Raw genomic sequence first — 23,136 nt, forward strand, 5'->3', positions numbered from 1 at the left:
AGCATAGAATTTTATAATTTCCTATACCACGATGAAAGCTTCTCCTTCTGGAGCGGTTCTGCCCGTCTACTACTTCTTCCCGGAAAATCAACGATTTTCTAGGAGGCCCGTAGATATATGGATCTTTGTGTTTGATTCCCCGGAAGTTTCCGTAAAGGTACTCCGTTAGGATGTTCCCCGCACCGTGGAGATCGCGGTGACATTCATAACCGCAGCGGCATTTATAAACTCGGCCTTTTGTTTTTTGCGGTTCCCGCAAGAAGGACATTCTTGCGACGTATAATGTTCTTTTCGTTTGATGATTTTTATGTCGTAAGTTTCAGCTTTATATTTGATGTAATGATTGATTTTTCCGAAACTCCAGTTGGATAGCTTTTGACGTGCGTTTTTGTTTCTTACTTTTTTCTTTTTGGTATTCCTCTGGACGCCTTCGGTGTCCCCTAGCAAAATAGTTTTTGTATTATTTTCTACGCACCACTCTACAAAGTGCTTCGTTGTTTTGTGCAGGTGATATTTTAGTTCTTATCCAAAAACCTTTTGGCTTCGTCAAACTAAAATTCATCCCCCACTTATCGGCTATCGCCGATTAAAGTAGGGACTTCTTTAGAAGATCGTTAAATATAAGGATTAATCGGAAAATAGTGCGGAAATGTACTTTTGTCAACATGTATTGAACTAACGCAAACCGATCAGAATCAGTCACATTAACCCAAATGATGTCTCATCCAAACGTTCGGTTCAACGTAAACACCTTTATTAGCCGCCTTATCTACCTCCAATGGCACTAATCCCTCATTTATAATATAACTTCCTGAAGAGGGTAACTTCATACCAGCCCACTCTTCCCACATTTCAACTGATGCTGGAATTATCATAGATCTTTCTGCCACTTTAATAATCGAAGCACCAGTCTTATAATGTGTTCTAATCCAGGGATCAAAAGGGAAACCATCTTCCCTTACCCAACTAATATATTCTTCCATAGGAATAAGTGGGTACTTGTATTTTAATGAAGGACGAACAGGAGCTACCATATTTTTAATTCTATTTTTAATAGCCAATCCTTTCATTTCCTTAACCATTAACTCACTTAGACCCTTCCCTCTAAATTCAGGATGAATGACAATAGCTAAGGCTGACAGTGAATTAGGGGATATATTATCTTGATAATCTAATATTCCTTTTTCAAAGACTCCATCCCATCCTGGTGGTAAGCTATCTTCATTACCGTCCCAATCAAAAGGGATTGAATTACCACAAGCCATAGGTGTTAATTCTTCATTCAACAGAATATATTGAAATTCAGGAAACCAAGAATATAAATTATCCCAATATTTCGCTCCTATTGGATCCTCTCTCATAAATTTTGCCCATCCTATACTATGCAGCTCGTCAAATTCGTCTTCTAAATCCGGACGCTCTTTTAATGTTACTATAGTGCGTTTCTTATCCATCTTATATCCTTTCTTCAGATTGATCTTTTTAATAAACTAATCAATCAAATACGCCTTGGCGTATTTGCGCCCAGATTTTATCGAGCTTAAGCTCGATAAATTCCCTCTGAAAATCTGTGGCATCCTCCGGAGGCTTTAACTTTATTCAGCCGGGGTTTGACCCGCTACTGAATGGAATACCAATATGCTTTCATCTCACCACTTACAGAAGTGGAAGATTTCTGCTGAATGAAGTTAATATTTTCCACACGATAATCCGAATATCCCCAAAATTTTCTTATTTAAAATTGCCGATTAATTAGTCTTTCCATTGTAAGATACATATTTTAAGACCCGTTTTTCTTTAGTTACTTATTGTCTCTGCTATTTGTACTTCGGTACCATCGATAATTTTTACTAGTTCCTTACTTCCTTCTGTCGTAAAATCAACATCTATTGTTAGTCCTCTTATGAAGAAATTATTCTCTGTTTTAGCGTGCAGTTCGAGTTTCATTGAACCAGGCATCTTGATAAATAGTCTGTTGTTTTCTAAAAAAACATTAATGATTAAATCTGGATGGTCTATTAGGGCATAATTACCGACGTGACGTTTTAAAATATCTTCTGGTAAAACTTGAGCATGTTCTAATCGAGGTCTTTCCTTAGCAATTTCATAAGGCAGATCAAAAGCAGCTTGCTCAATCGCATGTAAGATATGTTGATCAAAATCGAAATCTTGTTCCTTGTTTCTTAGCACGATAATAACAATTTCATGGTCCATGAAGCGTTTAAGAATAGTTACGTACCCTGGCCAACCTCCACTATGCCAAATAATTTGACCTTTTTCTTCATTATCCTCTATAATCCAACCCAACCCATATTTATATGGTGTATCAATTCCTGTTTTTGGTGGTGTATAAGCTTCTCTTAGTAACACATCATTGATAAGAGCACCCGTGCTTAGTGCACGCTCATAAAGGTATAGATCACCAACAGTTGATTGAATACCACCATCACCAAGCATTCCATCCAGATAGGTAACCATTTTTGACTCCTCAAAATCATCTGCTAAAACATACTCGCCTTCATATACGTCGTAGACATACCCGAATGCATAATCGTCAATTTCTATATTTTCTTTTCTAACGCCAATAGCTTGAGTACGAGTCATTTTAAGTGGTTTAAAAATATTCTCTTGTAAAAAATCAGCAAAATCCATGTCGGTTATACGTTCAACGATGAGTGCGAGTAAAATATAGCCAGTATTGCTATATTCAACACGCTCATTTGGTGCAAATAGACGCTCAGGTTTGTATTTGATTAAATACCTAAGTAAGTCGTCATTGTCAGCGATTTTCGCTTTATCCCAGTACACCTCAAATAGATCTAAATAATCAGGGAGTCCGCTCGTGTGGTTAAGTAAATGTCGAATCGTAATGCCTCCATAAGGGAGATCTGGTATCCATTTATTCAGGTAATCATCAAGACTCAGCTTACCTTCTTGAACAAGTAGTAAAATTGCGGTTGCTGTAATCGGCTTTGAAACAGATGCAAGATTAAAAACAGATCGAGATGTTAATGGACGATTTGTTGACATGTCAGCATCACCGAAAGCACCTTCGTAAAGAATCTCGCCTTTTTTAGCGACAAGAACTGTACCATTTAATAATTGTTTTTCTTTAATATATTGGAATAAGTTTTCTAAGTTAGCTTTTATGTCTGCCATGATTAGTTTCCTCCCAATCTTGTTTTGTACATTTTTTTTCTACAATCTTACTTAGTTTTGTAAGGATTTTTTTAAGTTCTTCTATTTCACTCAAGTCCATTTCCGAGTAAAAACGATTAATAATTTCACGATTTATTTTTTCTTCCTTTTCAAAATGTCGAATTCCTTTATCTGCTAGTTGCACAAGTATTTCACGTCTATTTTTGGGATTAATCGTCCTCATTAAATAATTTTCATCTTCGAGCTTATTAACGATCTGTCCAACAGCACTCGATGTTATTTTCATTAGTCGAGCAATTTCTCCAATAGAAATTTTTTCATGATCTTTAACAATATCCATTAGAATCGTTTGATTATTAGAAAAATCATCATCAAGTAAAGATTGATATTCTTTAATGATGATTTTATTCATTGTATAATGCATCTCACTAATTTCAGTAACGAGTTCAAATAATTTATCTCCATCATCACTTTTCATGTATTAACACTCCCTTAATTATAAATTCAACTTTAATATAAACATAAATTTATTATAAATACAACTTTAATATAATGCAAGGTTAAGTAATTAAAAACAAGAAATTAATCCCAACCAACTTACCAACTAAAACCTTTTATAATCCGTTTTATCTTCCTCCTTAACTACCTCTTAATTTTAGGCGAGCGATTCTCATCAAATGCGCCTTGGCGTATTTGCGCCCAGATTTTATCGAGCTTAAGCTCGATAAATTTCCTCTGAAAATCTGTGGCATCCGCCGGAGGCTTTAACTTTATTCAGCTGGGGTTTGACCCCCCACTGAATGGAATACCAATAGGCATTCATCTCACCACTTACAGAAGTGGGAGACTTCTGCTGAATGAAGTTAAATTCTTATAAAAATATCGACAAACTATTAGCTGGTTTAGTGGAGAAACAGTAGCTCATATATTCGATCGTATTATAAAAAAAGAAGATCATCCAAAGTTGTCTGGACGATCTTCTTTTTTTGTTTAGGCTCCCATTTTGCTTTGCTGTATGCCTTCAAGCAGCTTATTGAATGCATCATCAACAGAATCCGCTTGAACCGTAATTTTTTGGGATTCAGGATAATGGGAGGCGGAATATTCATATCTTGGATCATAATAATATTCCAGCAGCAGCCGGACAGCCTGTGTGAATTCTCCTTCTTCTAGATGCGCTTCTATTTGCTTTGCGACAGGGGTATGGATCTTCTTTTTAATGTAACGGAATGCCTCTTGAAACCGTTCCGGATGGCCCCAAGGTTCATATTCTTCAATGATGTTTTTCACCCGCTCTTCTAGCGGCAAGTCTATAAAAATTTGCAGACCCTTTTCTTTTTTATCATAAATGATATCTGGCAAATAAACTCTACCAATCCGTTTGCTCTCTCCCTCTATAAAAACAAACTGCTCATTTTCATATTCCAGCATTTCTGTCACAAGTGCAGAATCGAACTTCTTTTGATTGCTCGGCGTCAGCCCGATCTGACCGAAGATTGATCCACGATGTCCCGCCATTTTTTCAAGGTCTATTACTGGATACCCTTTTTCTTTCAATTTCTGTAAAATATATGTCTTGCCTGTCCCAGTATATCCATTTAAAACAAGCAACTTCGGACGGAATTTCCCTGTTTCCAGGTAATTGACAATCCAGCGTCGATAAGACCGGATACCTCCGCCTAGCCGATTTGCACGAATTCCCATCAAATCAAGGACAGTTGCCGCGGTTTTGCTCCGCATTCCTCCGCGCCAGCAAAATACCGTCATAGGCGTTTCAATCTTTTTGAATTCACCAATGAATTCGGGGAGCTTTTTTGAAAAGATAGCCAAGCCTCTCTCCATCGCAGCTTCTTTTCCCACTTTTTTATAAATCGTTCCAACTTCAGCACGCTCTTCATCGTTGAAGACAGGGATATTGATACTGCTTGGAATCGTCGCCTCTTTGAATTCTTTGGGTGAGCGGACATCGATTATTGTATGCGGTTCTGTATCTTTTTTTGAGAGTAAATCAGATACAGTAATATCATGAAACATTATTTTTCACTCCAAGCTACTGGACCGTAATCCTTCCTTTATTTTCCCCAAGCACCTCTCCGATTACCTGTGCTTCAACCCCATTGTCTCGCAATTCCTCTGCAAGCCGTTTGGCTTCTTCCGAATCAACAGATAAAAGTAATCCGCCAGATGTGACGGCATCACATAAGATCCATTTCTCAACTTGGCTCATGGACTCGGGATAGGTCACTACATCTTCCAAGTGGGCAAAATTATTTTTTGTTCCTCCTGGTACAGCCCCAGACTTAGCCAATTCTTGAACACGTTCCAGTATTGGTACCTGTTTATAAAAAATCCGGATTCCAACATTGCTTCCTTTCGCCATTTCGGACGCATGTCCCAGAAGTCCGAATCCTGTTACGTCTGTTGAAGCATGAACCGTGTACTTCTCGCTGATTTCAGCAGCTTTCCGATTCAATGTTGTCATCACCTTTGTAACACGTTCAATTTCCTTTTCTGACAGCAGTCCTTTTTTCAATGACGTTGTCATGATTCCAACACCGATAGGCTTTGTCAACACAAGACTGTCCCCAGGCTGGGCACCCGCATTCGTTCTCACTTTATCAGGATGGATAAGTCCAGTGACAGCCATGCCGAATTTCGGTTCCTGATCATCAATGGAATGCCCTCCAACTAGAACAGCATCTGCCTCTTTCAGTTTATCGCCCGCCCCTCTTAAAATGTCTGCCAGAATGCTTTTATCGAGGGCAGCAATCGGGAAAGCAACAACATTCAAGGCTGTGATCGGCTTTCCTCCCATAGCGTAAACATCACTAATCGCATTCGCAGCAGCAATCTGGCCAAAATCATAAGGATCATCTACAATCGGAGTAAAAAAATCAACGGTCTGAACAATAGCTGTCGTATCATTTAAACGATACACACCAGCATCATCGCTTGTATCCAACCCCACAAGTAAGTTCGGATCGGAAATGCCCTGCGGGAGTTCTTGCAAAACCTTTGCCAAATCCGCAGGCCCGATTTTGCATCCACAGCCTCCTTTGGAAGACAAGGAGGTCAATTTTACAGGTGAAGAACTTGTCATGATTATATCCAACCCTTCAATATGTAGTTTAATTATTTTAACATACTATGGAGCCATAGGTTGTTGGGCTGATTTTTTCAAGTCAGAAACAGCTTCTTCCTTCTCCCTATCTTTATACACAAAAAAGAGCGATCCTAACAATAACATAATCACCAGCCCTTTATTCAAACTGAATGAACTTACGTCTGTAAAAAACCTGCCCTAATGATCGATCGCAGGCTGCCAGTCAACTATCCAATAATATGTTACTGTCGTTGCCGTCACTTCGATTTTCGGGACAACATAGACCATAATCGAAATAAAATATTTACCTCCCATCCTAAAAGGAAAGTTATCCGAGTTTTGTTTCTTTCATTTTACAAATAAATCCTATGGTTTTCTATGCACTGTATGGATTCGACGGAGATGTGAAAGGATAAGTTCATATATTTCGATTAGGAGTTGTTTAAAATGGGAGCAATTGAAAGAAACGGATATAGATTTGAACCGGAATACAGTGTTATCGAACAAAATGGAGCCATACACGTTTATCATGAAGGTGAGTTCATTGAGGAACTGCAATTTTCTTTCTCAGGCAAGTACCCGGGATTAGAACAGATAGAAATATTGGTCGATGAGTATTGTGAACAAAAGGGGATATGATTTTTTTCTCTGGTTATCATCTATTGTTTCTTTGGTTTTATTGCCGATCTATAAAGAGAGGCAAGTGAGCAACAGCAGGTTTTCCTGTATTTTCAAAGAGAAATGGACACTTCACCCATGAAGAAAATGAAAAAAGCCAATGGTTTACTATATTTGAACTTATTGACACCCCAAAATTAGGTAAAAAATGGATGAATCGTCCCGGGAAGAACAAGCACTCCTGAATACAGCAACGCCGCAGATGCCGTGAAAAATATGGCGTTTTAGGAAGTGCTCAACAAAAAGACAGATATTTTGCAGTTAATCCGGATTGTCCTTATTTATTCAGCTTTCCCTCTTCGAAATGCGAACGAAAATAAGCACTTCTTTCCCTTTTTACTTTGACTTATTCAAGAGGGAAACATATAATGAAAATGTATTCAAAATTCTAGGAGGATTATTAAAAAATGACGCATTCTATGAGACTTCGTTTCCCAACTTTGAACCAGTAATTAAATACGTTCAAAGGCTCTGTTTTGTGTTCACAGAGTAAATGGGATAAGTCTGTCCTTTTTTAATAATCTTCATTTCATGCAAAATATATGACATGTAGAAAGGCGGATTGTTCTGCCTTTCTTTATTTGTGTCTCCATTTATTTCCTTTTTTTATCAAAGAAGGTTTATTTGCTGGCTGCTTTTTATAGTTCACATCTAAAAAAGTTCGGGCTTCTTCCCCTTACTCTGAATCACAGGCAGATGCATGTGATTTTTTATTTAAGGAAGGAAGATGAAACATGACCACAAATAAATATAAGAGTACGAAGAAAATAACCCGTGGAGCCCCCCGTAATTTTTCTGGACAACATTTAATGCACAGCAACAAATTGATTCATGAGATTGTGGATCAGGTAAAAATAAGTAGACACGATACAGTTTTAGATTTAGGTGCTGGAAAAGGAGCTTTAACTTCAGTTTTGAGTCAAAGAGCTGGAAAAGTTTTGGCGGTAGAATATGATATTGAGTTTGTTGAGGTTTTGAAGCGAAAATTTTTTCAACAAAAGAATACTAAAATCATTCATGAAGATATTTTGCAATTTCGTTTGCCAAAGGAGCCATTTATTGTTGTCTCCAATATTCCGTATTCCATTACAACACCCATTATGAAAATGCTTCTTAATAATCCTTCAATTGGATTTCAAAGAGGAGTCATTGTGATGGAAAAAGGTGCAGCTAAAAGGTTTACTTCAAATATGGTAAAAGATCCATATGTGATCGCTTGGAGAATGTGGTTTGATATTCGATACTCTAAAGAGATTTCACGAAAAAACTTCTCTCCACCGCCAAGGGTGGATTCAGCTATGATCTCGATAAATAGAAAAGCAAGACCAATTGTCCCGACTTCGGACTATTTAATCTTTTGGGGAATGGTCAATTATTTGTTTAAAAGCCCACGGTCATCTATTGATTTAGCATTCAAAGGGATATTTACGCCACCTCAAATAAAGCAATTAAAAAGAAATCTTGGAGTAAAAAATGATAGGCCAGTAGCATCTTTATCAGAACAACAATGGGGTATCATCTTTAAAACAATGGTAAAGCATGTTCCAAAATTTAGATGGCCAAAGATAAAAAAGCGAAATTAGACCATATTTGATATGTATGTCAAATGCGCCTTGGCGTATTTGCGCCCAGATTTTATCGAGCTCCGCTCGATAAATTTCCCCTGAAAATCTGTGGCATCCGCCGGAGGCTTTAACTTTATTCAGCCGGGGTTTGAACCCCAGCTGAATGGAATACCAACATGCATTCATCTCACCACTTACAGAAGTGGGAGACTTCTGCTGAATGAAGTTAAACTGGCATCTTTTTGAAATAAAGCTAGTTAAAGAAGCCAGTTTGATAATAGGTGGAGCTAACTGCTCCACCTTATTATCCGATTACCGAAAACATTGCGATTCTGTACTTTGGATTGACAAAAACAAAACATACGTATATATTTAAGATGACTACTTTGCATAACCAAGTAGTCATGTTTTCACCAAACTACCTTGTATAACCAAATACTTAATCTGAGAAAGTTTTGTTTTTTCGTTTTGCTATCTTGTATAACATAATAGCAATAGAATGGATGGTGCATATGTCTGTACGAAGTCAGTTATTGAAAGGAATATTAGATGGCTGTGTATTGGCCGTCATTGAAAAAGAAGCTGTTTATGGATACGAATTGTCCAAAAAATTGCAAGACATCGGCTTACAAGATGTCAGCGAAGGCACCATTTATCCGGTTTTATTAAGGCTTCAAAAAAATGGATGGATACGGGGAGAAATGAGGCCGTCCGATTCCGGGCCGAACCGGAAATATTATTTTTTAACAGATACGGGGCAGGAAACTTTGGCAACCATTATTGAGGAATGGAATCAAATATCTGTTCCTGTCAATGAATTATTAAAAAGAAGGTGAAACCATGGATGCAGAAAAACTAATTGAAGAAAACAATCGAAAAAGAGAGTTATTGACACCAGGAAATGAGGCCTATTACAGTGATTTGTTGATCTATATCCGTCTACAATTCACCCTTTCGGAACAACAGTCGGAAGAAATACTGATGGAAATACTGGATCATTTGCTCGATGGACAGGAAGAAGGAAAAACAGCCAAAGATATTTTTGGCGATGATCCGAAAGGCTTTGCCGATGAAATTATCGAGCAGCTCCCAAAAGAGAAAAAACGGGCTGCTATACCTTTCGTTGCAGGGATCGTAGGTAATATAGTTAGTTGGGTTCTTATCATACGAGGGATTCTTATTTTGGTCCTTTCACAATTTCTTGAGGTTAAAACGGAGGTCAACTTATTTGTAACTGGCGTTGTCTCTTTTGGCATCGCATGTTTCGTCAGTCTTACGATCTGGCTCATTTTAAGGCTAATAAATAATTCCTTGTTTAAAGAAAAGCGAAACACAAAGAGGAATATGCTGAAAGCTGGGATAACGGGAGCGGCGGGCATGGGGGCCGTATTGCTTCTGGCAAAATTCACTCCGGAAATCGGACCATCCCTCGATTTTCCATGGTGGGCTTCATTAATAGGAGGGGCAATCCTCTGGCTTATTATTTATGTAGAAAAGAAATAGACCTATAGGAGGGGAAAAATTGCTATCCGCCAAAAGCGAAACCTTTATTGAAAACCTTCGGCTTTACTTAGTGACCTCAGGTAAAAAAGAAAAAGAGATAAATGATCTAACCGGGGAATTAAAGATACATTTAATAGAAGCTGAAAAAGACGGGAAAAACATCGATGAAATTATTGATTGCACACCAGAACAGTATATGAATTCATTAAAAAGAGAGATGGATACAGACTTTAAAAGCCTTGCAAAATATTTGCCCATTTTCTTTGCCGGTGTCACAGCATACTTTATCATGGGACCTGCCATTAGAGGAGAGTTAACCTTAAATATCGTGCAAGTCATAGGCTTTCCCCTAACCGCCATTGCTGCTTTGCTTATTTATGTTTTCTTTTTGCAGCAGGCGGGAAAAAAACAATTTTCAACAAAAAGGCTTTTTCTCATTGGAATGATTGCCAGCGCCTGTGTGACAATCCTATTTTTACTTTTATTGTTGGGAAGCGGGCTTTTCGTTCAACCTTTTTATACTGGGAGCGCCACTGTAAATTGGATCATTGTGGGAATTTGTTCAGCTATTTTTATCCTGCTTGCCGTATGGAGTAAAACATGGCTGACCATTTGGCTACCTGGCATATTGTTCATACCAGATGTTCTGTTTCGATTTTCTAATTTTTCGGATACCACAATCCTAATAATCGGTATAGTAACATTTGTTTGTACGTTTGTCATAATTATATTAAGTTTATTCCTAAAAACAAAAAACTGAGCGTCTAAAAACGTGAAGCGAGCCTTCTTAGGGAGACTCGCTTCACGTTTTAAATTTTCGCTAAAAATTCTTTAACGAAAATTCGGCCATCTAAGCCAAATTTTCGGCAAAATGAAACAATAAAATGGCAGAGAAAGCTCTCATTCTCCCAATTTATGCACAATCTCAAGTTGGCATTATTTTTGCAATATTAAATTTATAAGCAAGCCATCATACACAAGGAGGAATCAGTAATGAGAGCAGCTGTCGTCAATGAGTTTCAAGAAAAGCTTGAAATCAAGGAGGTGGAAATTCCTCAACCGAAGCTTGGTGAAGTATTGATCAGAATGGAAGCCTGCGGAGTTTGTCACACTGACCTGCATGCCGCACATGGAGACTGGCCGGTCAAACCAAAGCTTCCAGTCATTCCTGGTCATGAAGGTGTTGGTATTGTTGAACAAATTGGACAAGGTGTCACTTCTTTGAAAAAAGGAGACCGCGTTGGGGTTCCATGGCTCTTTAGAGCTTGCGGAGAGTGTGAATACTGTCTATCTGGAAATGAAACGCTCTGCCCCAATCAATTGAACGGCGGCTATTCCGCTGATGGTGCCTTTGCAGAATATTGCGTGGCGCCCGCCGATTACGTCGCAAGAATTCCAGATGGCGTCGATCCAGTAGAAATTGCCCCGATTTTATGTGCAGGAGTAACCACTTATAAAGCTTTAAAAGTGTCAGGTGCCAAGGCTGGTGATTGGGTGGCCGTATATGGTATCGGCGGGTTAGGTCATATTGCACTTCAATATGCAAAAGCCATGGGCTTCAATGTAGTGGCTGTTGATATCAACGACGATAAGCTTCAGCTTGCTAAAGACTTAGGTGCTGATTTGGCTGTCAACGGAAAAACTTCCGATCCAGCCCAGGTCATTAAAGATCAAGTAGGCGGTGTGCAGGCTGCTATCAGCGTTGCCGTAAACAAAACCGCGTTTGAACAAGCTTACCATTCCGTCAAACGAGGCGGATCGGTAGTACTTGTTGGGTTGCCTAACGATGAAATCCCTGTTCCAATTTTCGATACAGTTTTAAACGGTGTCACTGTCAAAGGCTCGATTGTTGGTACGAGGAAAGACATGCAAGAGGCCCTTCAATTTGCTGCAGACGGGAAAGTGAAAGCCATCGTTTCTACTGCAGAGCTTGATGAAATTAACCAAGTATTTGATCGAATGGAAAAAGGACAAATCAATGGACGTGTTGTGTTAACATTTTAAAACTAGGCAGCTTCTCCAGTAAAGTTTAACAAAAAAAATTTAGCTGGAACACATTCTTGCAAGGAAACTCTGGTCATCCGCTTCCAACAGATGACCCGGATATGCAATCCCAGGTGCATCATCCGGTTCGGAGCTAGTTACAGCATATTTACCCATAAATAGGGACAGCCGGTCATTTAATCGACGGCTGCCCCTTTTCATTCAATAAATATCGAAGCTTTCGCATACTTATGTTCAATCTTCTAGCGGCATCCTGACGATCCCCCACCGTTTCTTTTAAAACCTTCATGACAAATGCCTTACCAATTTCACGCTCCAGCAACTTCACCTTGTTGAGGACCATCTCCATCTCCACTTTCCCTTCATCATTCCAAGCTCCCAACATATCATCAGTCCAATGTCTTAAAAATTCCTCAAAACTCTGTTCTGATGATTTTGCTTTTTCCATCAACAGAGGCTTTCCCGACAGAATTTTTTTCGGTAAATGCTTTGTTGTTATTACTCCAGTTCCCTCGTCCATAATCGATATGGCTCGTTTAATGACATTGGACAACTCCCTTACATTCCCAGGCCACTCATACTGTTCAAGGAGAATCGCAGCGGCCTCACTCAACTGGATGACTAATCCTGTTTTTTTCAACAGATGTTCGGCAATCAACCGGATGTCTTCCCGCCTCTCCCGCAATGGAGGAATAACTAGTTTTACGACATCCAACCGATACAGGAGATCCTCACGGAACGTTTTACTGGCAACTGCTTCAGCCAGGTCGACATGAGTGGCAGAGACAATACGAGTATTGGTCTTTTGTACATTTTCACCGCCCACACGCATATACTCTCCGGTCTCCAAAACCCGCAGTAGCTTCACCTGCGTGGACATCGACGCCTCTCCGATTTCATCCAAAAACAAAGTCCCTTTTTCCGCAATTTCAAACACGCCTTTCCTTTCCTTCGCGGCTCCGGTGAAAGCTCCCTTTTCATGACCGAACAATTCGCTTTCCAACAGCGTCTCTGATAAAGCGCCGCAGTTGATCCCGATAAATGGCTGACCAATTCTCTGGCTCGCTTGGTGAATGAATTGTGCAAAAAGCTCCTTTCCTGTTCCTGTCTCTCCCTGGATAAGAACGTTTATATTTTTCGGAGCGATTTTATAAGCAAGCGTCAGTAAGCGATTCATCGCTTCGCTTTTTTCTGTCACGATACCGCTCTGCCTTGCCAGTTCATCGATGTTGATTTCCGCCGTTGTCGCCTTATTCGCCAGTAGATGATCGATTGTTCTTTCCAAAGCATCCAAGTCATCAAACGGTTTTTCAATAAAATCATTGGCGCCAAGCTTTATTGCTTCAACTGCCACTTTAACCGTACTATAACCAGTCATAACGATTGTTTGACACGAAGGCATTTGTTCCTTCAAATCCTTTAAAATGTCCAATCCGCTTGTATCAGGAAGCTTCACATCGATTAATGCCAAGTGATAGGCCCGCTGCACAAATAGCTGTCTGAAGTCCTTGCCGCTATACGCTATGTACACCTCTAAGCCTTTTTCCATTAAAAAATATCGTAAAAAATTTCCTACCTCCTGATCATCATCAACTATCAAAATGTTGGCCACACTTTTCACCGCCTTTACACCGAATCTTTTTTGACTGGCAAACGAAGGATAAATTCACTTCCTTTTCCTAGTTCGCTTTTTACATCAATCGTTCCGCCGTGAGCTTCAGCAATACCAAGACTGACTGATAAACCGAGCCCTGTCCCCTTTACCGCTTCTTTCGTTGTATAAAAGGGATGGAATATTTCTTTTAATCCGCCCGAATCGATCCCCGTTCCATTATCAATGACCGAAAGAGTGACTTCCTCCTTACTAGCTGCTGTCTGGAGAAAGATTTTTTTACTGGTCCTATTCACATCATCCAGCGCGTCTTTTGCATTTAAAAGTAAATTGATGATGATTTGCTCCAATTGTTGAATGCTCCCATCAATAAGAGAGACATCTGGATCCAGGCTGACCTCCAGTTCGATATGGCTTTGACGAATTTGATACCCAATCAAGCTCAGCACTTGTTCAACCGCCTCATTGATTGAGCAGGTCTGAAAAAGATATTCGTCCTGTCGGGAAAAAGTGAGCAAGTTTCGAATGATGTCCTGGCACCGTTTACTGCATTTAAAAATATCTGCCAGCAACACATGGGAAGGCTCGTTTTCATTCATTTTCCTCATCAGCAACTGGGTATTTCCGAGGATCGCCGTCAAAGGATTATTTAATTCATGGGCGACTCCTGCAGCCATTTCTCCCAGTGCAGCCAATTTTCCTGACTGCATCATACGCGCTTCGAAGTGACGTTTTTCAGTTACATCTTTTATATAGGCGATGACTCCATACATCTCTTCCTTTTCGTTCATAATCGGATATGTATGTACTTCGCAAATCGTTTGGTCATCTAAGGTAATTTCCCGGTAGGCCATCTCCTTCGTATTCCTAGTTTCTTGAAACGGACTGTCAGACTCTACTTGTTGACCGTATAATAAATCATCCAATGTTATGTATGAGACATTTTTTCCGCTTAGCTGAAAAAATGAATAGGCGGATCCATTACACCTCAGGATATGACCATTCAAATCGACTAACATGATGGGATCAGCAACCCCAAGAAATGTTTGTTCCCATTCTTTTTTACTGTTCAGTACTTCATTATATAAACGGACATTTTCAATACAGACCGCCAATTGGTCCGAAAGCTGCTGCAAAAAAGAGAGATCTTCTCCGTCGTACTCTTTTTTCCAGGTGCTTCCAAGACTTAAGACACCCAGAATCCGTCCTTTTCCAAATAGTGGGAAGACAAGCACCTGACGCAATTCTAGTTTTTCAAAAGCCGAAATTTCATTGTATTTCTTCCTATTATCCTGATCGACCAAATACACATAAGAGTTGCCTGAGTCCGCCACTTCCCAATAAAGAGACCCTGCCTTCTGAATCGGATTGCCGACATCAACATGCGCATAATCGCGGGGGTATACATTGGTCAATATGAGTTGGCCGCTCTTAAAAATAGCAAGACTTAATCTTTTAAGGGGAAAAATCTGCTGTAGCTTTTCTAATATATTTTTCAGCATGTCGTCCATCGACATATCGATATTAAAACTTCTCATCACTTCATTGATGATCTCAAGTTGCGTATTTTTCTTTTTCATTTCTTCGATCGTTTTTTTGAGTTCCGTATAATAATTGATTTTTGACGACGAAACTCCGACTAGCCGCTCAATCATCTGTAGTCTGTCTGACATAAGGTGCCCTCCTATAGTCCGAGTTTAAATAGCCGTTCAACGTCCGCTGCGGTAATATCACGCGGGTTCGTAATCATACAGGCATCTTCAATGGCCACCTGGCCAATGATAGCTGCATCAGATTCAGACAACCCCATTTCGGATAGCCTCTGGGGAGCTCCAATGTCCACCGAAAGCTTTCTAACATATTCAATCGCCCTTTGCCCTAAATCAATCGTAGATCGGCTGCTGACCTCTTCTCCAAACAACTCCGCAATTTGTAAAAACTTTTCAGGACAGGCCAAATAATTAAATTCCATTACATGAGGAAGTAAAATGGCGTTCACATCCCCATGCGGTAGGAGAAATCGGCCGCCAATTGCATGGCTCATGGCATGGACCGCTCCAAGAATCGCGTTTGAGAAAGCCAGACCTGCCTGTACACTCGCCATCGCCATCTTTTCCTTTGCCTCTTTATTCATTCGGGAAGCGACAGATGGCCGCAAATATTTGGCAACGAGTGAAATAGCGCTTTTTGCCTGCACATCTGTCAGAGGTGTCGCTGCAATACTGACAAATGACTCAATTGCATGAGTGAGAACATCCAATCCCGTCGTTGCTGTCAAATGGGGGCTTTTTGTCATCAAAGTTTGCGGATCAACAATTGCAATATCAGGGACGAGAGATTTCGAGATAATCGTCAGCTTCTTCTTTTTCTCTGAATCTGTAATAATTGAAAATTGAGAAACCTCTGACCCCGATCCGGCAGTGGTTGCCACCATCACCTGCGGAGGCAGGGGCAGATTGATTTTATCGACGCCCTCATACTCTTGAATGGTTCCACCGTTCGTTGCCAGTACAGCGATTGCTTTCGCCACATCAATAGCGCTGCCACCTCCTACACCGACAATCGCATCACACTCTTCTTGCAAATATTTTTGTACCCCTTTATCTACCTCATAATCTTTCGGGTTCGTCGTAATATCAGAATAAATTACATAGGAGAGCTTGGCGTTATGACAGCTTTCCGTCACCTGCTCAAACCAATCTGAAGACAGTACTCCTGAATCAGTGGTGATAAAAACTTTCCTTGCCCCAAGCCTTGCACAGCTTTCACCTACCAGATTGATGGAACCGTTTCCAAATATAAGCTCTGGCATGACAAATTTATTAATCTTCATAAAACGGACGGTCCCCTTCCTGGAAATCTTTTATTCTATTATATCATTAATTTTCTGTCAGATTTCAAGAAAATATGAAGAAAACAGCAGTCCAAAAGGAGTGGTTACCTATTTGACTGCTTGTTTCTTCATCTGCTAACCGGTCAGACTTTCCCAAATCCAACCGAAGGTATTTTTTATAAAATAAGTAATAACAGTACCTCCCGTAAATTTAAAAGCCGTGATGGTGATGACTATAGCCAAACTTATAACGAATGATATTACCCGCTGTTTTGTATTTTCCATTTCGGGTTCCAATACTCCTCTCTCATTCATCAAACGACAAGTTGATCGGTTCATCCAAAAGATCACTAGAGTAGTCTATATTTGTTGTTGGAGTATTGCGATCCACTTCTTCAAACGTAATTTCGTCAGCCCATACCTTCCCTCTCCCTGAAAGAAGTATACCGAAAGCAATCACCGCACTATTTTCGGGTACATCCAAGACAATGGAGTAATGGTTCCACCCATTATCTCCTTTTATGGGACGATCACTCATATTGTCAAATTGCAGAACATCATGAAGATGATCATCAACCCGCATCCAAAATCCGCAAAATCCCTCCACTGCTTCTGTCTTGATAAAACCAGAGAGTTTTAACCTTTTTCCAAGATATTTATCGGCTTTGAACTGCTGCATCATTGTCGCAAATTCTCCTTGTTCTTCAACAGTGACCGATTTTAAAAAACCAGATGCCTTCCCTTTATGAAACACCTCGCGGTCAATACCCATTTGATAATTAAATGGGTGGCTTCCACTCATTTGCCATCCTTTTAACAATTGATCGTTTTTCACTTTCACTTCCTCCTTTTGAATAATCAATTTGCCCATGAATCGGCGGTATTGTCCAGGGGGCAGGTTATAATATTTCTTAAAGGCTCGAGAATAGGATTCTTGCGATTCAAAACGGTAAAAAAGAGCAATATCAATGATCTTTTCATCAGTATAAAGCAACAGATTAGCTGAGTTTGCAATCCTTCGATATCGTATGTATTCTGATATGGACACCCCTACCTCTTTTTGAAAAACCCGGTGATAATGATATTTGGAAAACCCTGCAAAGTGAGCAATGCTCTCCAAAGTTAAATCTGCTGATAAATGATTTTCTATATATTGTATGGTTTCTTGAATATAAGAGCTGTAACTCATCTCCAAGCCTCCTTGACTATAAGATAACAAAATGAAAAAGGGACTTTTTGATTTAAATTGCTATCTTTTAAGAAATGCAAAAAAGGCCTGTCCTCCCTACGAACCATGCAGATCTCCAATCGCAAGAGGGAAGCGACTTTGATTCTTGGATTCTGGACAGCTTATTCCATATAAACGCAAAAAAACCCGAAATCGGGCTTTTTGCTACATCCTTCCGGATCTAAAAATGGAAAAAATCATAAATAAAAACATGAGTGTTGCAATAATTGAGCCTATCTCAATGACAGGGAGCCTAAATAATAGTGATTGCTTGTCAGCGATGGCGGTTCCGATGATCAAGCCGACCATTAAGATGCTGAAGGAGAGCAGGATGATACTGAAAGAAAGACGGTTGCTGATTTTATCAAGCCTTTGTAGAAATGTCTGCAGGTCTTTCACATTGATATCGAAACGCAATCTGCCTCTTTTGACTGTTGTCGCAATTTCCTTTAAATCCTTTGGTAAATCCCGGACGACTTCAATGTTTTCAAGGAACTCGTCCCACGATCTGCTTAGTATATTTTTGGGATTTAATCTTTGTTTGAACAATTTCTCAGCAAAAGGCTCGACCGCTTTCATCACACTGAAACCGGGATCCAATTTTTTAATGATCTCCTCCATTGTAAGAATCGCTTTGCCTAAAATGGCAATTTCAGTTGGAATACTCACCCGGTGCTGATAAGCGATGGCAAATACATCTGTGAGCGCAGCTCCCATACTGATTTCGTTTAAGGAAGTGTCATAGTATTTGGTGATCAAACCATCCAAATCATATTTCAGCTCCGTCACATCCGTGTGCTCATTAAGAAGATCCATTGCGGAGAATGTCTTGATCATTCCCTTAGAACTCCCTTGCTGCAGGTTAATCAAAAGAGAGGAGAAATGATACTTCAAATCCTCCCTTAACTGGCCTACCATTCCAAAATCCAAATAAGCAATCACATTATCAGGTAAAATATAAATATTGCCCGGATGCGGATCACCATGGAAAAATCCATATTCCAGAATCTGGGTGAACATTGAATCGGCAAGCCGGGCAGCAATCAATTCCCGATCATAGCCTTTTTCATCCAGTGTATCTATATGCGTTACTTTGATCCCCTTGATCATTTCCATTGTCAGGACTTTCTTTGATATAAAGTCCCAATAAACCTTCGGTATATGGATGGTTGGTACATTTTCAAATTGCTTCGCAATCCTTTCTCCATTATGGCCCTCCACTTCGTAATCCAGCTCATTGCGCAAAGAAAAGGAAAACTCTTCAATCATTTCCCGAATACGGTACCTTCTTGCCCATTCCACCCTTTTTTCGGCTACTCTGGCCAAATCGTGCAATATCTCCAAGTCCGTTTCAATAATTGACCGAATATCTGGCCGCTGGACTTTTACAGCTACTTCCTCTCCTGTGAAAAGCTGTGCCACATGAACCTGACCAATAGAAGCCGTCGCTAGCGGCTCTTGGTTAAAAGTCTGAAAAAGTTTTTCGATCGGCTCTCCAAGCTCGACCTCTACAATTTCATGAACCTCCTCATAGGAAAAAGGCTGAACATCATCCTGTAGCTTTTCCAATTCAGAAGCAATTTCTTCCGGAATCAGATCACGGCGTGAGCTTGCAATCTGGCCAAGCTTAATAAAAGTCGGCCCTAAGCCCTGCAAGGTAGAGCGTAGCCTGATCCCTATGTCTTTCAGGTGTATGTTCTCCTCTGAATTTTGCGTTTTTTTTGAACGGTCAATCAAACCCATGCGAAACAAAAAGTGGCTTAGCCCGTTTTTTAAAAAAGCATTAGTGATTTCCTGATAGCGCTGGGTATGTTTGATTCTTCTCCTAATCATCTTCATCCCCTCCGGCGGCTTATGTAATTAATTTTTAAAGGTTTCTTTCACGATAAAAAACGCAGATGTTATTGAAAGAAATGGATTCAACTAGAGCAGCAAAAACACTCCCCATAATTGAATTTTGTCTTGTTGCCGATTTCTATCGTAATAGAATATAATGATGTCAAATGGCAAACAAGGGTGAAAGGAGTCACTTGAATTGGAACAAAAGCTTGATTTTATTATCAGCGAACTGCAAAATTTGAATCAAAAATTCTCCAATTTGGAAGAGAAAACAGCCACTAAACAAGACCTTAAAGCCGTTGAAGGCAAAATGTCCTCCCTTGGGGAAAGACTGACTACCCGTATTAATAAAGTTGAAGGTAAGCTTTCCGACAAAATGATTAATCTCGAAACCAATATTGGTGACGTCGAAGATAAACTATCTGACAAAATGATTAATCTTGAAACCAATATGAATAACGTCGAAGATAGACTCTCTGACAAGATTATTAATCTCGAAACCAATATGAATAACGTCGAAGGTAAGCTCTCCGACAAAATGATTAATCTCGAAACCAATATGAGTAACGTCGAAGGTAAGCTCTCCGACAAAATGATTAATCTCGAAACCAATATGAGTAACGTCGAAGATAGACTCTCTGACAAGATTATTAGTCTCGAAACCAATATGAATAACGTCGAAGGTAAGCTCTCCGACAAAATGATTAATCTCGAAACCAATATGAGTAACGTCGAAGGTAAGCTCTCCGACAAAATGATTAATCTCGAAACCAATATGAGTAACGTCGAAGATAGGCTCTCTGACAAGATTATTAGTCTCGAAACCAATATGAATAACGTCGAAGATAGGCTCTCCGACAAAATGATTAATCTCGAAACCAATATGAGTAACGTCGAAGGTAAGCTCTCTGACAAAATGATTAATCTTGAAACCAATATGAGTAACGTCGAAGGTAAGCTGGACCGATTAATCAAAAAGGTTGATGATTATCATATTGAAAACATAAATGCTGAAAACATCCTTATACATGAAATAAGGACAATGCGTGAAAATGTTATCTTTGTAAATCGTAGAGTTGCGGATGCAGAGCTTGAACTGAACGCTTTAAAGCAACATAAATGAACTATAGACTTTAAAGTTCCATCAGTTCAAGTTTTTTTATGTTTAAGAAATAACCTAATCGGTATAAAGAGACCGACTTTCCCATATCCCTCATACTTCATAGTCGCAAAAACCACTCCTATGACCTGGCCATTTTCATCAATCACTGGACTCCCGCTGTTTCCATGATATACTGGAGCTTTCATCATTACGACGTCATGATCCCAGTCACGTAAACGGATGGAATCAATAATCACTCCTTCGTTCACAATGCCGTGGAAATAAAGGGGATTCCCGATGAACATTATCTGCTCATCCACGGGAAAGTCCGGATGTTCCGCCAACTCCAAATAAGGCAAATTTTCTCCATCAACATTAAGGAGAGCCAAATCGACTACTTCATACGTCTCAACAACTTCAGCCTGAAAGACCCCGGCTTCCGGAAAGTCCACCGTCACGTGCTCATGGCCTTCAATAACATGATAATTTGTTAAAATTGTTCCATCACTTGAGATGGAAAACCCCGTTCCTTTACTTTCACCAGCGGCAATTGTAACAACTGATTTTTTATGTTCTTTAACCTTTTCATCCGTTGACAGCCGGGCCGATGCTGCCAAGAATTCAATCGCAGGTATCGAATAAATTTGAAAAACAAAGGAAAAGGTACTGAATAAAAACACACTGGAGATCAGCCAAAACAACCATCTAGGAAAACGCCGTGATGTTTTTTCAGGCTGTTTTTCAAGAGCAGCTTTAAACAAGGCATCTTCCTGGGCTTGACGGACAAGCTCCTGCATTTCTTCTTCGTCGATTCTTTCAATTAAGTCGCTGTCGTCATATTTCTGCTCTTTCTCCTCCATATCCATCACACCCTGATATAACTTGTCCATTTCATTGTAGCACAAGGATAGGGCACGCGAGACATGCCCTCATCATGATTTTTCCTTTTCCACCACCCTCATCGGTCGCATCATATCATAATCTTCATGTTCCAGTATATGGCAATGCCATACATATTCACCGGGATTTTCCGTAAATTTCATGATGACACTTGTAACCATCCCCGGCTCGGCTTTCACTGTGTCTTTCCATCCCCTCTCATGTATTTCAGGTTTAATCGGGGGACCTGTATATTGAATATGGCCATCCTGGTTAAAGCGCTCCAAGTCAAAAGGTGTCCTATGCAAAATTTTAAATTGAATCAAATGGACATGCATAGGATGAGCAAAATTTGTGACGTTAACAAACTTCCAAACCTCCGTATCGCCAATAACGGGCTTCTCTGTGACAGGATCATGCCACATTCGGTCATCCAGCAACAGCACTGGTCTTTTATATTCATCTTCGATTGCATCAAGCTTCAATAGTCTGGTTTTATCAGCCTGTTTTTCATCCAATATTTCCTCATCCGAAATAAGCTTGCGCGGTATTTCGCCTGAGTCCATTCCTTTTAAAGGAAGAAGCACATCAAAACGCATAATCACCCCCATATTCCCGTCATCATTTGTATTTTGCAATATCATTTTCTTTCCTTTATGCTTTGAGAAATCAATGATCAATTCTGAACGCTCGGCAGGTTCTAAAGGAAGGTCTGTTAGCTCGACAGGTCTTTCCATCAATCCTCCATCTGTCGCGATTTGATAGAAAACCCTCTCATCTCCCAATCTTAATGTATAGGCGGTTGTATTAGATGCGTTTAATATCCGAAAACGGTATTTGCGAGGTTCGACTGTTAACTTGGGCCAGATTTTCCCATTAACCGCTATCGTATTTCCGGCAAAAAACGGTTGGACAGAAGGATTTACTGGTGCTGGAGGAGTGGTGTTTTCAGGGTATTGCAGCGAACCGTCAGAACGAAACGATCGATCCTGAATCATTAAAGGAATATCATAATCGCCTCTGGGTAATTTCAAGTGCTTTTCCACCGGATCCTCAATCAGATAAAAGCCTGCTAAACCAGCGTATACATTCAATCTTGTAATACCAATCGCATGATCGTGATACCAGAGAGTTGCTCCCATTTGCCTGTTTGTATATTCATATACTTGGCGCTTGAAGGTCGATCCCGTTTCAGCAAAATCTCTTGAAAACCAAGCCTCAGGATGACCATCGCTTTCCCAGGCGACATTCGCACCATGCAAATGGACAACGGTCCGAACATCAGGGGGACCGGCTGATTCATGTAGCGTTCGGTCAATTGGCAAAAGATGTTTTCTTGGCAGTTTATTTTTCCACCGCACATAGATCTTTTCATTTTTCCGGACTTTTATCGTTGGACCAGGCTGCAGTCCGTCATATCCCCAGACCGTTGTCAGAGGAAAAAATGAATGATACTGGTGCTGAATTTGTTTCATCGCAATTTCATAATACGGACTTCCTTTCACGACTTCTCTTGGCTTGGCAACCGAAGGAATTGGAAGCTCATCTACGAACTTCGGGACGGTATCTGGATTGGACGGATCAACCTTCTTTCCGATTTTATGTTTAGTATACATTTTTTCACTTCCCAA

22 protein-coding genes and 1 pseudogene are annotated in these 23,136 nt (G+C 40.0%); 8 read left to right on the forward strand and 15 right to left on the reverse strand.

Going from position 1 to position 23,136, the window contains the following annotated elements; all coding sequences use genetic code 11:
- From D5F11_RS28125 to selD, 7 genes and pseudogenes are all read right to left on the reverse strand, one after another.
- A pseudogene (locus tag D5F11_RS28125) lies at positions 1 to 259 on the reverse strand (zinc ribbon domain-containing protein); the annotation flags it as partial.
- Positions 166 to 507 (reverse strand): IS200/IS605 family accessory protein TnpB-related protein, encoded by a 342-nt coding sequence (locus D5F11_RS12085; protein ID WP_126646574.1) that lies wholly within the window; start codon positions 505 to 507, stop codon positions 166 to 168. The pseudogene D5F11_RS28125 and the gene D5F11_RS12085, both read right to left, overlap by 94 nt.
- Positions 508 to 704: 197 nt before the next feature.
- A complete protein-coding gene (locus D5F11_RS12090; protein WP_120119611.1) occupies positions 705 to 1,454 on the reverse strand; it encodes a GNAT family protein in 750 nt (249 codons plus the stop codon).
- A 343-nt stretch (positions 1,455 to 1,797) separates the two neighbouring features.
- Positions 1,798 to 3,159, reverse strand: a complete 1,362-nt coding sequence (locus D5F11_RS12095; protein WP_126646567.1) for a serine hydrolase domain-containing protein — start codon at positions 3,157 to 3,159, stop codon at positions 1,798 to 1,800.
- Positions 3,140 to 3,637: a MarR family winged helix-turn-helix transcriptional regulator gene (locus tag D5F11_RS12100; RefSeq protein ID WP_120119436.1), complete on the reverse strand. Its 498-nt coding sequence runs from the start codon at positions 3,635 to 3,637 to the stop codon at positions 3,140 to 3,142. Before D5F11_RS12100 ends, D5F11_RS12095 begins: the two co-directional genes overlap by 20 nt.
- 512 nt (positions 3,638 to 4,149) lie before the next feature.
- Positions 4,150 to 5,193, reverse strand: a complete 1,044-nt coding sequence (gene mnmH / locus D5F11_RS12105; protein WP_120119437.1) for a tRNA 2-selenouridine(34) synthase MnmH — start codon at positions 5,191 to 5,193, stop codon at positions 4,150 to 4,152.
- Positions 5,194 to 5,209: 16 nt separating this feature from the next.
- Positions 5,210 to 6,259 carry a selenide, water dikinase SelD gene (selD, locus tag D5F11_RS12110; protein WP_120119438.1) on the reverse strand — a complete coding sequence of 350 codons (1,050 nt, stop codon included), beginning with the start codon at positions 6,257 to 6,259 and terminating at the stop codon, positions 5,210 to 5,212.
- Between the two features lie 450 nt (positions 6,260 to 6,709).
- On the opposite strand from selD, the gene D5F11_RS12115 reads away from it, so the two are divergent.
- The 3 genes from D5F11_RS12115 to erm all read left to right on the forward strand — a co-directional run bounded on the left by D5F11_RS12115 (position 6,710) and on the right by erm (position 8,523).
- The gene (locus D5F11_RS12115) at positions 6,710 to 6,901 is read left to right on the forward strand and encodes a YbxH family protein (protein ID WP_120119439.1); all 192 of its coding nucleotides are present in this window, start codon (positions 6,710 to 6,712) and stop codon (positions 6,899 to 6,901) included.
- A 446-nt stretch (positions 6,902 to 7,347) separates the two neighbouring features.
- Positions 7,348 to 7,392, forward strand: a complete 45-nt coding sequence (locus D5F11_RS28130) for an erythromycin resistance leader peptide (RefSeq protein WP_105980607.1) — start codon at positions 7,348 to 7,350, stop codon at positions 7,390 to 7,392.
- A 282-nt stretch (positions 7,393 to 7,674) separates the two neighbouring features.
- Positions 7,675 to 8,523: a 23S ribosomal RNA methyltransferase Erm gene (gene erm, locus D5F11_RS12125; protein WP_120119440.1), complete on the forward strand. Its 849-nt coding sequence runs from the start codon at positions 7,675 to 7,677 to the stop codon at positions 8,521 to 8,523.
- Here the strand turns inward: erm and D5F11_RS12130 are convergent.
- Positions 8,437 to 8,805 carry a hypothetical protein gene (locus D5F11_RS12130; RefSeq protein WP_126646568.1) on the reverse strand — a complete coding sequence of 123 codons (369 nt, stop codon included), beginning with the start codon at positions 8,803 to 8,805 and terminating at the stop codon, positions 8,437 to 8,439. The genes erm and D5F11_RS12130 overlap by 87 nt on opposite strands.
- A 212-nt stretch (positions 8,806 to 9,017) precedes the next feature.
- Here D5F11_RS12130 and D5F11_RS12135 point away from each other — a divergent pair, with 212 nt between their 5' ends.
- The 4 genes from D5F11_RS12135 to adhP all read left to right on the forward strand — a co-directional run bounded on the left by D5F11_RS12135 (position 9,018) and on the right by adhP (position 12,012).
- Positions 9,018 to 9,341, forward strand: coding sequence for a PadR family transcriptional regulator (locus D5F11_RS12135; RefSeq protein ID WP_120119441.1), 324 nt, complete (start codon positions 9,018 to 9,020; stop codon positions 9,339 to 9,341).
- A 4-nt stretch (positions 9,342 to 9,345) separates the two neighbouring features.
- On the forward strand, positions 9,346 to 10,008 hold the full coding sequence (locus tag D5F11_RS12140) for a DUF1129 family protein (RefSeq protein WP_120119442.1): 663 nt from the start codon (positions 9,346 to 9,348) through the stop codon (positions 10,006 to 10,008).
- 19 nt (positions 10,009 to 10,027) lie between these two features.
- Positions 10,028 to 10,768, forward strand: coding sequence for an HAAS domain-containing protein (locus D5F11_RS12145; protein ID WP_120119443.1), 741 nt, complete (start codon positions 10,028 to 10,030; stop codon positions 10,766 to 10,768).
- 233 nt (positions 10,769 to 11,001) lie between these two features.
- Positions 11,002 to 12,012, forward strand: a complete 1,011-nt coding sequence (adhP, locus tag D5F11_RS12150; protein WP_120119444.1) for an alcohol dehydrogenase AdhP — start codon at positions 11,002 to 11,004, stop codon at positions 12,010 to 12,012.
- A gap of 172 nt (positions 12,013 to 12,184) precedes the next feature.
- Here adhP and D5F11_RS12155 read toward each other — a convergent pair whose 3' ends face one another.
- From D5F11_RS12155 to D5F11_RS12175, 5 genes are all read right to left on the reverse strand, one after another.
- Positions 12,185 to 13,624, reverse strand: a complete 1,440-nt coding sequence (locus D5F11_RS12155; protein WP_120119445.1) for a sigma-54-dependent transcriptional regulator — start codon at positions 13,622 to 13,624, stop codon at positions 12,185 to 12,187.
- 14 nt (positions 13,625 to 13,638) lie between these two features.
- Complete coding sequence (locus D5F11_RS12160; protein WP_120119446.1) at positions 13,639 to 15,297, reverse strand: sensor histidine kinase; 1,659 nt, start codon at positions 15,295 to 15,297, stop codon at positions 13,639 to 13,641.
- 11 nt (positions 15,298 to 15,308) lie between these two features.
- Positions 15,309 to 16,457: an iron-containing alcohol dehydrogenase gene (locus D5F11_RS12165; protein WP_120119447.1), complete on the reverse strand. Its 1,149-nt coding sequence runs from the start codon at positions 16,455 to 16,457 to the stop codon at positions 15,309 to 15,311.
- Positions 16,458 to 16,764: 307 nt separating this feature from the next.
- A complete protein-coding gene (locus D5F11_RS12170) occupies positions 16,765 to 17,646 on the reverse strand; it encodes a helix-turn-helix domain-containing protein (RefSeq protein WP_120119448.1) in 882 nt (293 codons plus the stop codon).
- A gap of 204 nt (positions 17,647 to 17,850) precedes the next feature.
- Positions 17,851 to 19,518, reverse strand: coding sequence for an ABC1 kinase family protein (locus tag D5F11_RS12175; RefSeq protein WP_120119449.1), 1,668 nt, complete (start codon positions 19,516 to 19,518; stop codon positions 17,851 to 17,853).
- Positions 19,519 to 19,720: 202 nt separating this feature from the next.
- Here D5F11_RS12175 and D5F11_RS12180 point away from each other — a divergent pair, with 202 nt between their 5' ends.
- Positions 19,721 to 20,647 (forward strand): hypothetical protein, encoded by a 927-nt coding sequence (locus D5F11_RS12180; RefSeq protein WP_126646569.1) that lies wholly within the window; start codon positions 19,721 to 19,723, stop codon positions 20,645 to 20,647.
- Between the two features lie 26 nt (positions 20,648 to 20,673).
- Here D5F11_RS12180 and D5F11_RS12185 read toward each other — a convergent pair whose 3' ends face one another.
- Both D5F11_RS12185 and D5F11_RS12190 read right to left on the reverse strand, forming a co-directional pair.
- The gene (locus D5F11_RS12185; RefSeq protein ID WP_120116747.1) at positions 20,674 to 21,486 is read right to left on the reverse strand and encodes a S1C family serine protease; all 813 of its coding nucleotides are present in this window, start codon (positions 21,484 to 21,486) and stop codon (positions 20,674 to 20,676) included.
- Positions 21,487 to 21,558: 72 nt separating this feature from the next.
- Complete coding sequence (locus tag D5F11_RS12190) at positions 21,559 to 23,136, reverse strand: multicopper oxidase family protein (RefSeq protein ID WP_280519793.1); 1,578 nt, start codon at positions 23,134 to 23,136, stop codon at positions 21,559 to 21,561.

Origin of the sequence: Siminovitchia terrae, assembly GCF_003605405.2 — a bacterium.
GTDB classification, from domain to species: Bacteria; Bacillota; Bacilli; order Bacillales; family Bacillaceae_C; genus Siminovitchia; species Siminovitchia terrae.

Bases quoted from the DNA above. Each gene is read 5' to 3' on its own strand.
- D5F11_RS12090 (WP_120119611.1), bottom strand. From the start codon at position 1,454: ATGGATAAGAAACGCACTATAGTAACATTAAAAGAGCGTCCGGATTTA.
- D5F11_RS12095 (WP_126646567.1), bottom strand. From the start codon at position 3,159: ATGGCAGACATAAAAGCTAACTTAGAAAACTTATTCCAATATATTAAA.
- D5F11_RS12100 (WP_120119436.1), bottom strand. From the start codon at position 3,637: ATGAAAAGTGATGATGGAGATAAATTATTTGAACTCGTTACTGAAATT.
- mnmH (WP_120119437.1), bottom strand. From the start codon at position 5,193: ATGTTTCATGATATTACTGTATCTGATTTACTCTCAAAAAAAGATACA.
- selD (WP_120119438.1), bottom strand. From the start codon at position 6,259: ATGACAAGTTCTTCACCTGTAAAATTGACCTCCTTGTCTTCCAAAGGA.
- D5F11_RS12115 (WP_120119439.1), top strand. From the start codon at position 6,710: ATGGGAGCAATTGAAAGAAACGGATATAGATTTGAACCGGAATACAGT.
- erm (WP_120119440.1), top strand. From the start codon at position 7,675: ATGACCACAAATAAATATAAGAGTACGAAGAAAATAACCCGTGGAGCC.
- D5F11_RS12135 (WP_120119441.1), top strand. From the start codon at position 9,018: ATGTCTGTACGAAGTCAGTTATTGAAAGGAATATTAGATGGCTGTGTA.
- D5F11_RS12140 (WP_120119442.1), top strand. From the start codon at position 9,346: ATGGATGCAGAAAAACTAATTGAAGAAAACAATCGAAAAAGAGAGTTA.
- adhP (WP_120119444.1), top strand. From the start codon at position 11,002: ATGAGAGCAGCTGTCGTCAATGAGTTTCAAGAAAAGCTTGAAATCAAG.
- D5F11_RS12160 (WP_120119446.1), bottom strand. From the start codon at position 15,297: ATGTCAGACAGACTACAGATGATTGAGCGGCTAGTCGGAGTTTCGTCG.
- D5F11_RS12165 (WP_120119447.1), bottom strand. From the start codon at position 16,457: ATGAAGATTAATAAATTTGTCATGCCAGAGCTTATATTTGGAAACGGT.
- D5F11_RS12170 (WP_120119448.1), bottom strand. From the start codon at position 17,646: ATGAGTTACAGCTCTTATATTCAAGAAACCATACAATATATAGAAAAT.
- D5F11_RS12175 (WP_120119449.1), bottom strand. From the start codon at position 19,518: ATGATTAGGAGAAGAATCAAACATACCCAGCGCTATCAGGAAATCACT.
- D5F11_RS12185 (WP_120116747.1), bottom strand. From the start codon at position 21,486: ATGGAGGAGAAAGAGCAGAAATATGACGACAGCGACTTAATTGAAAGA.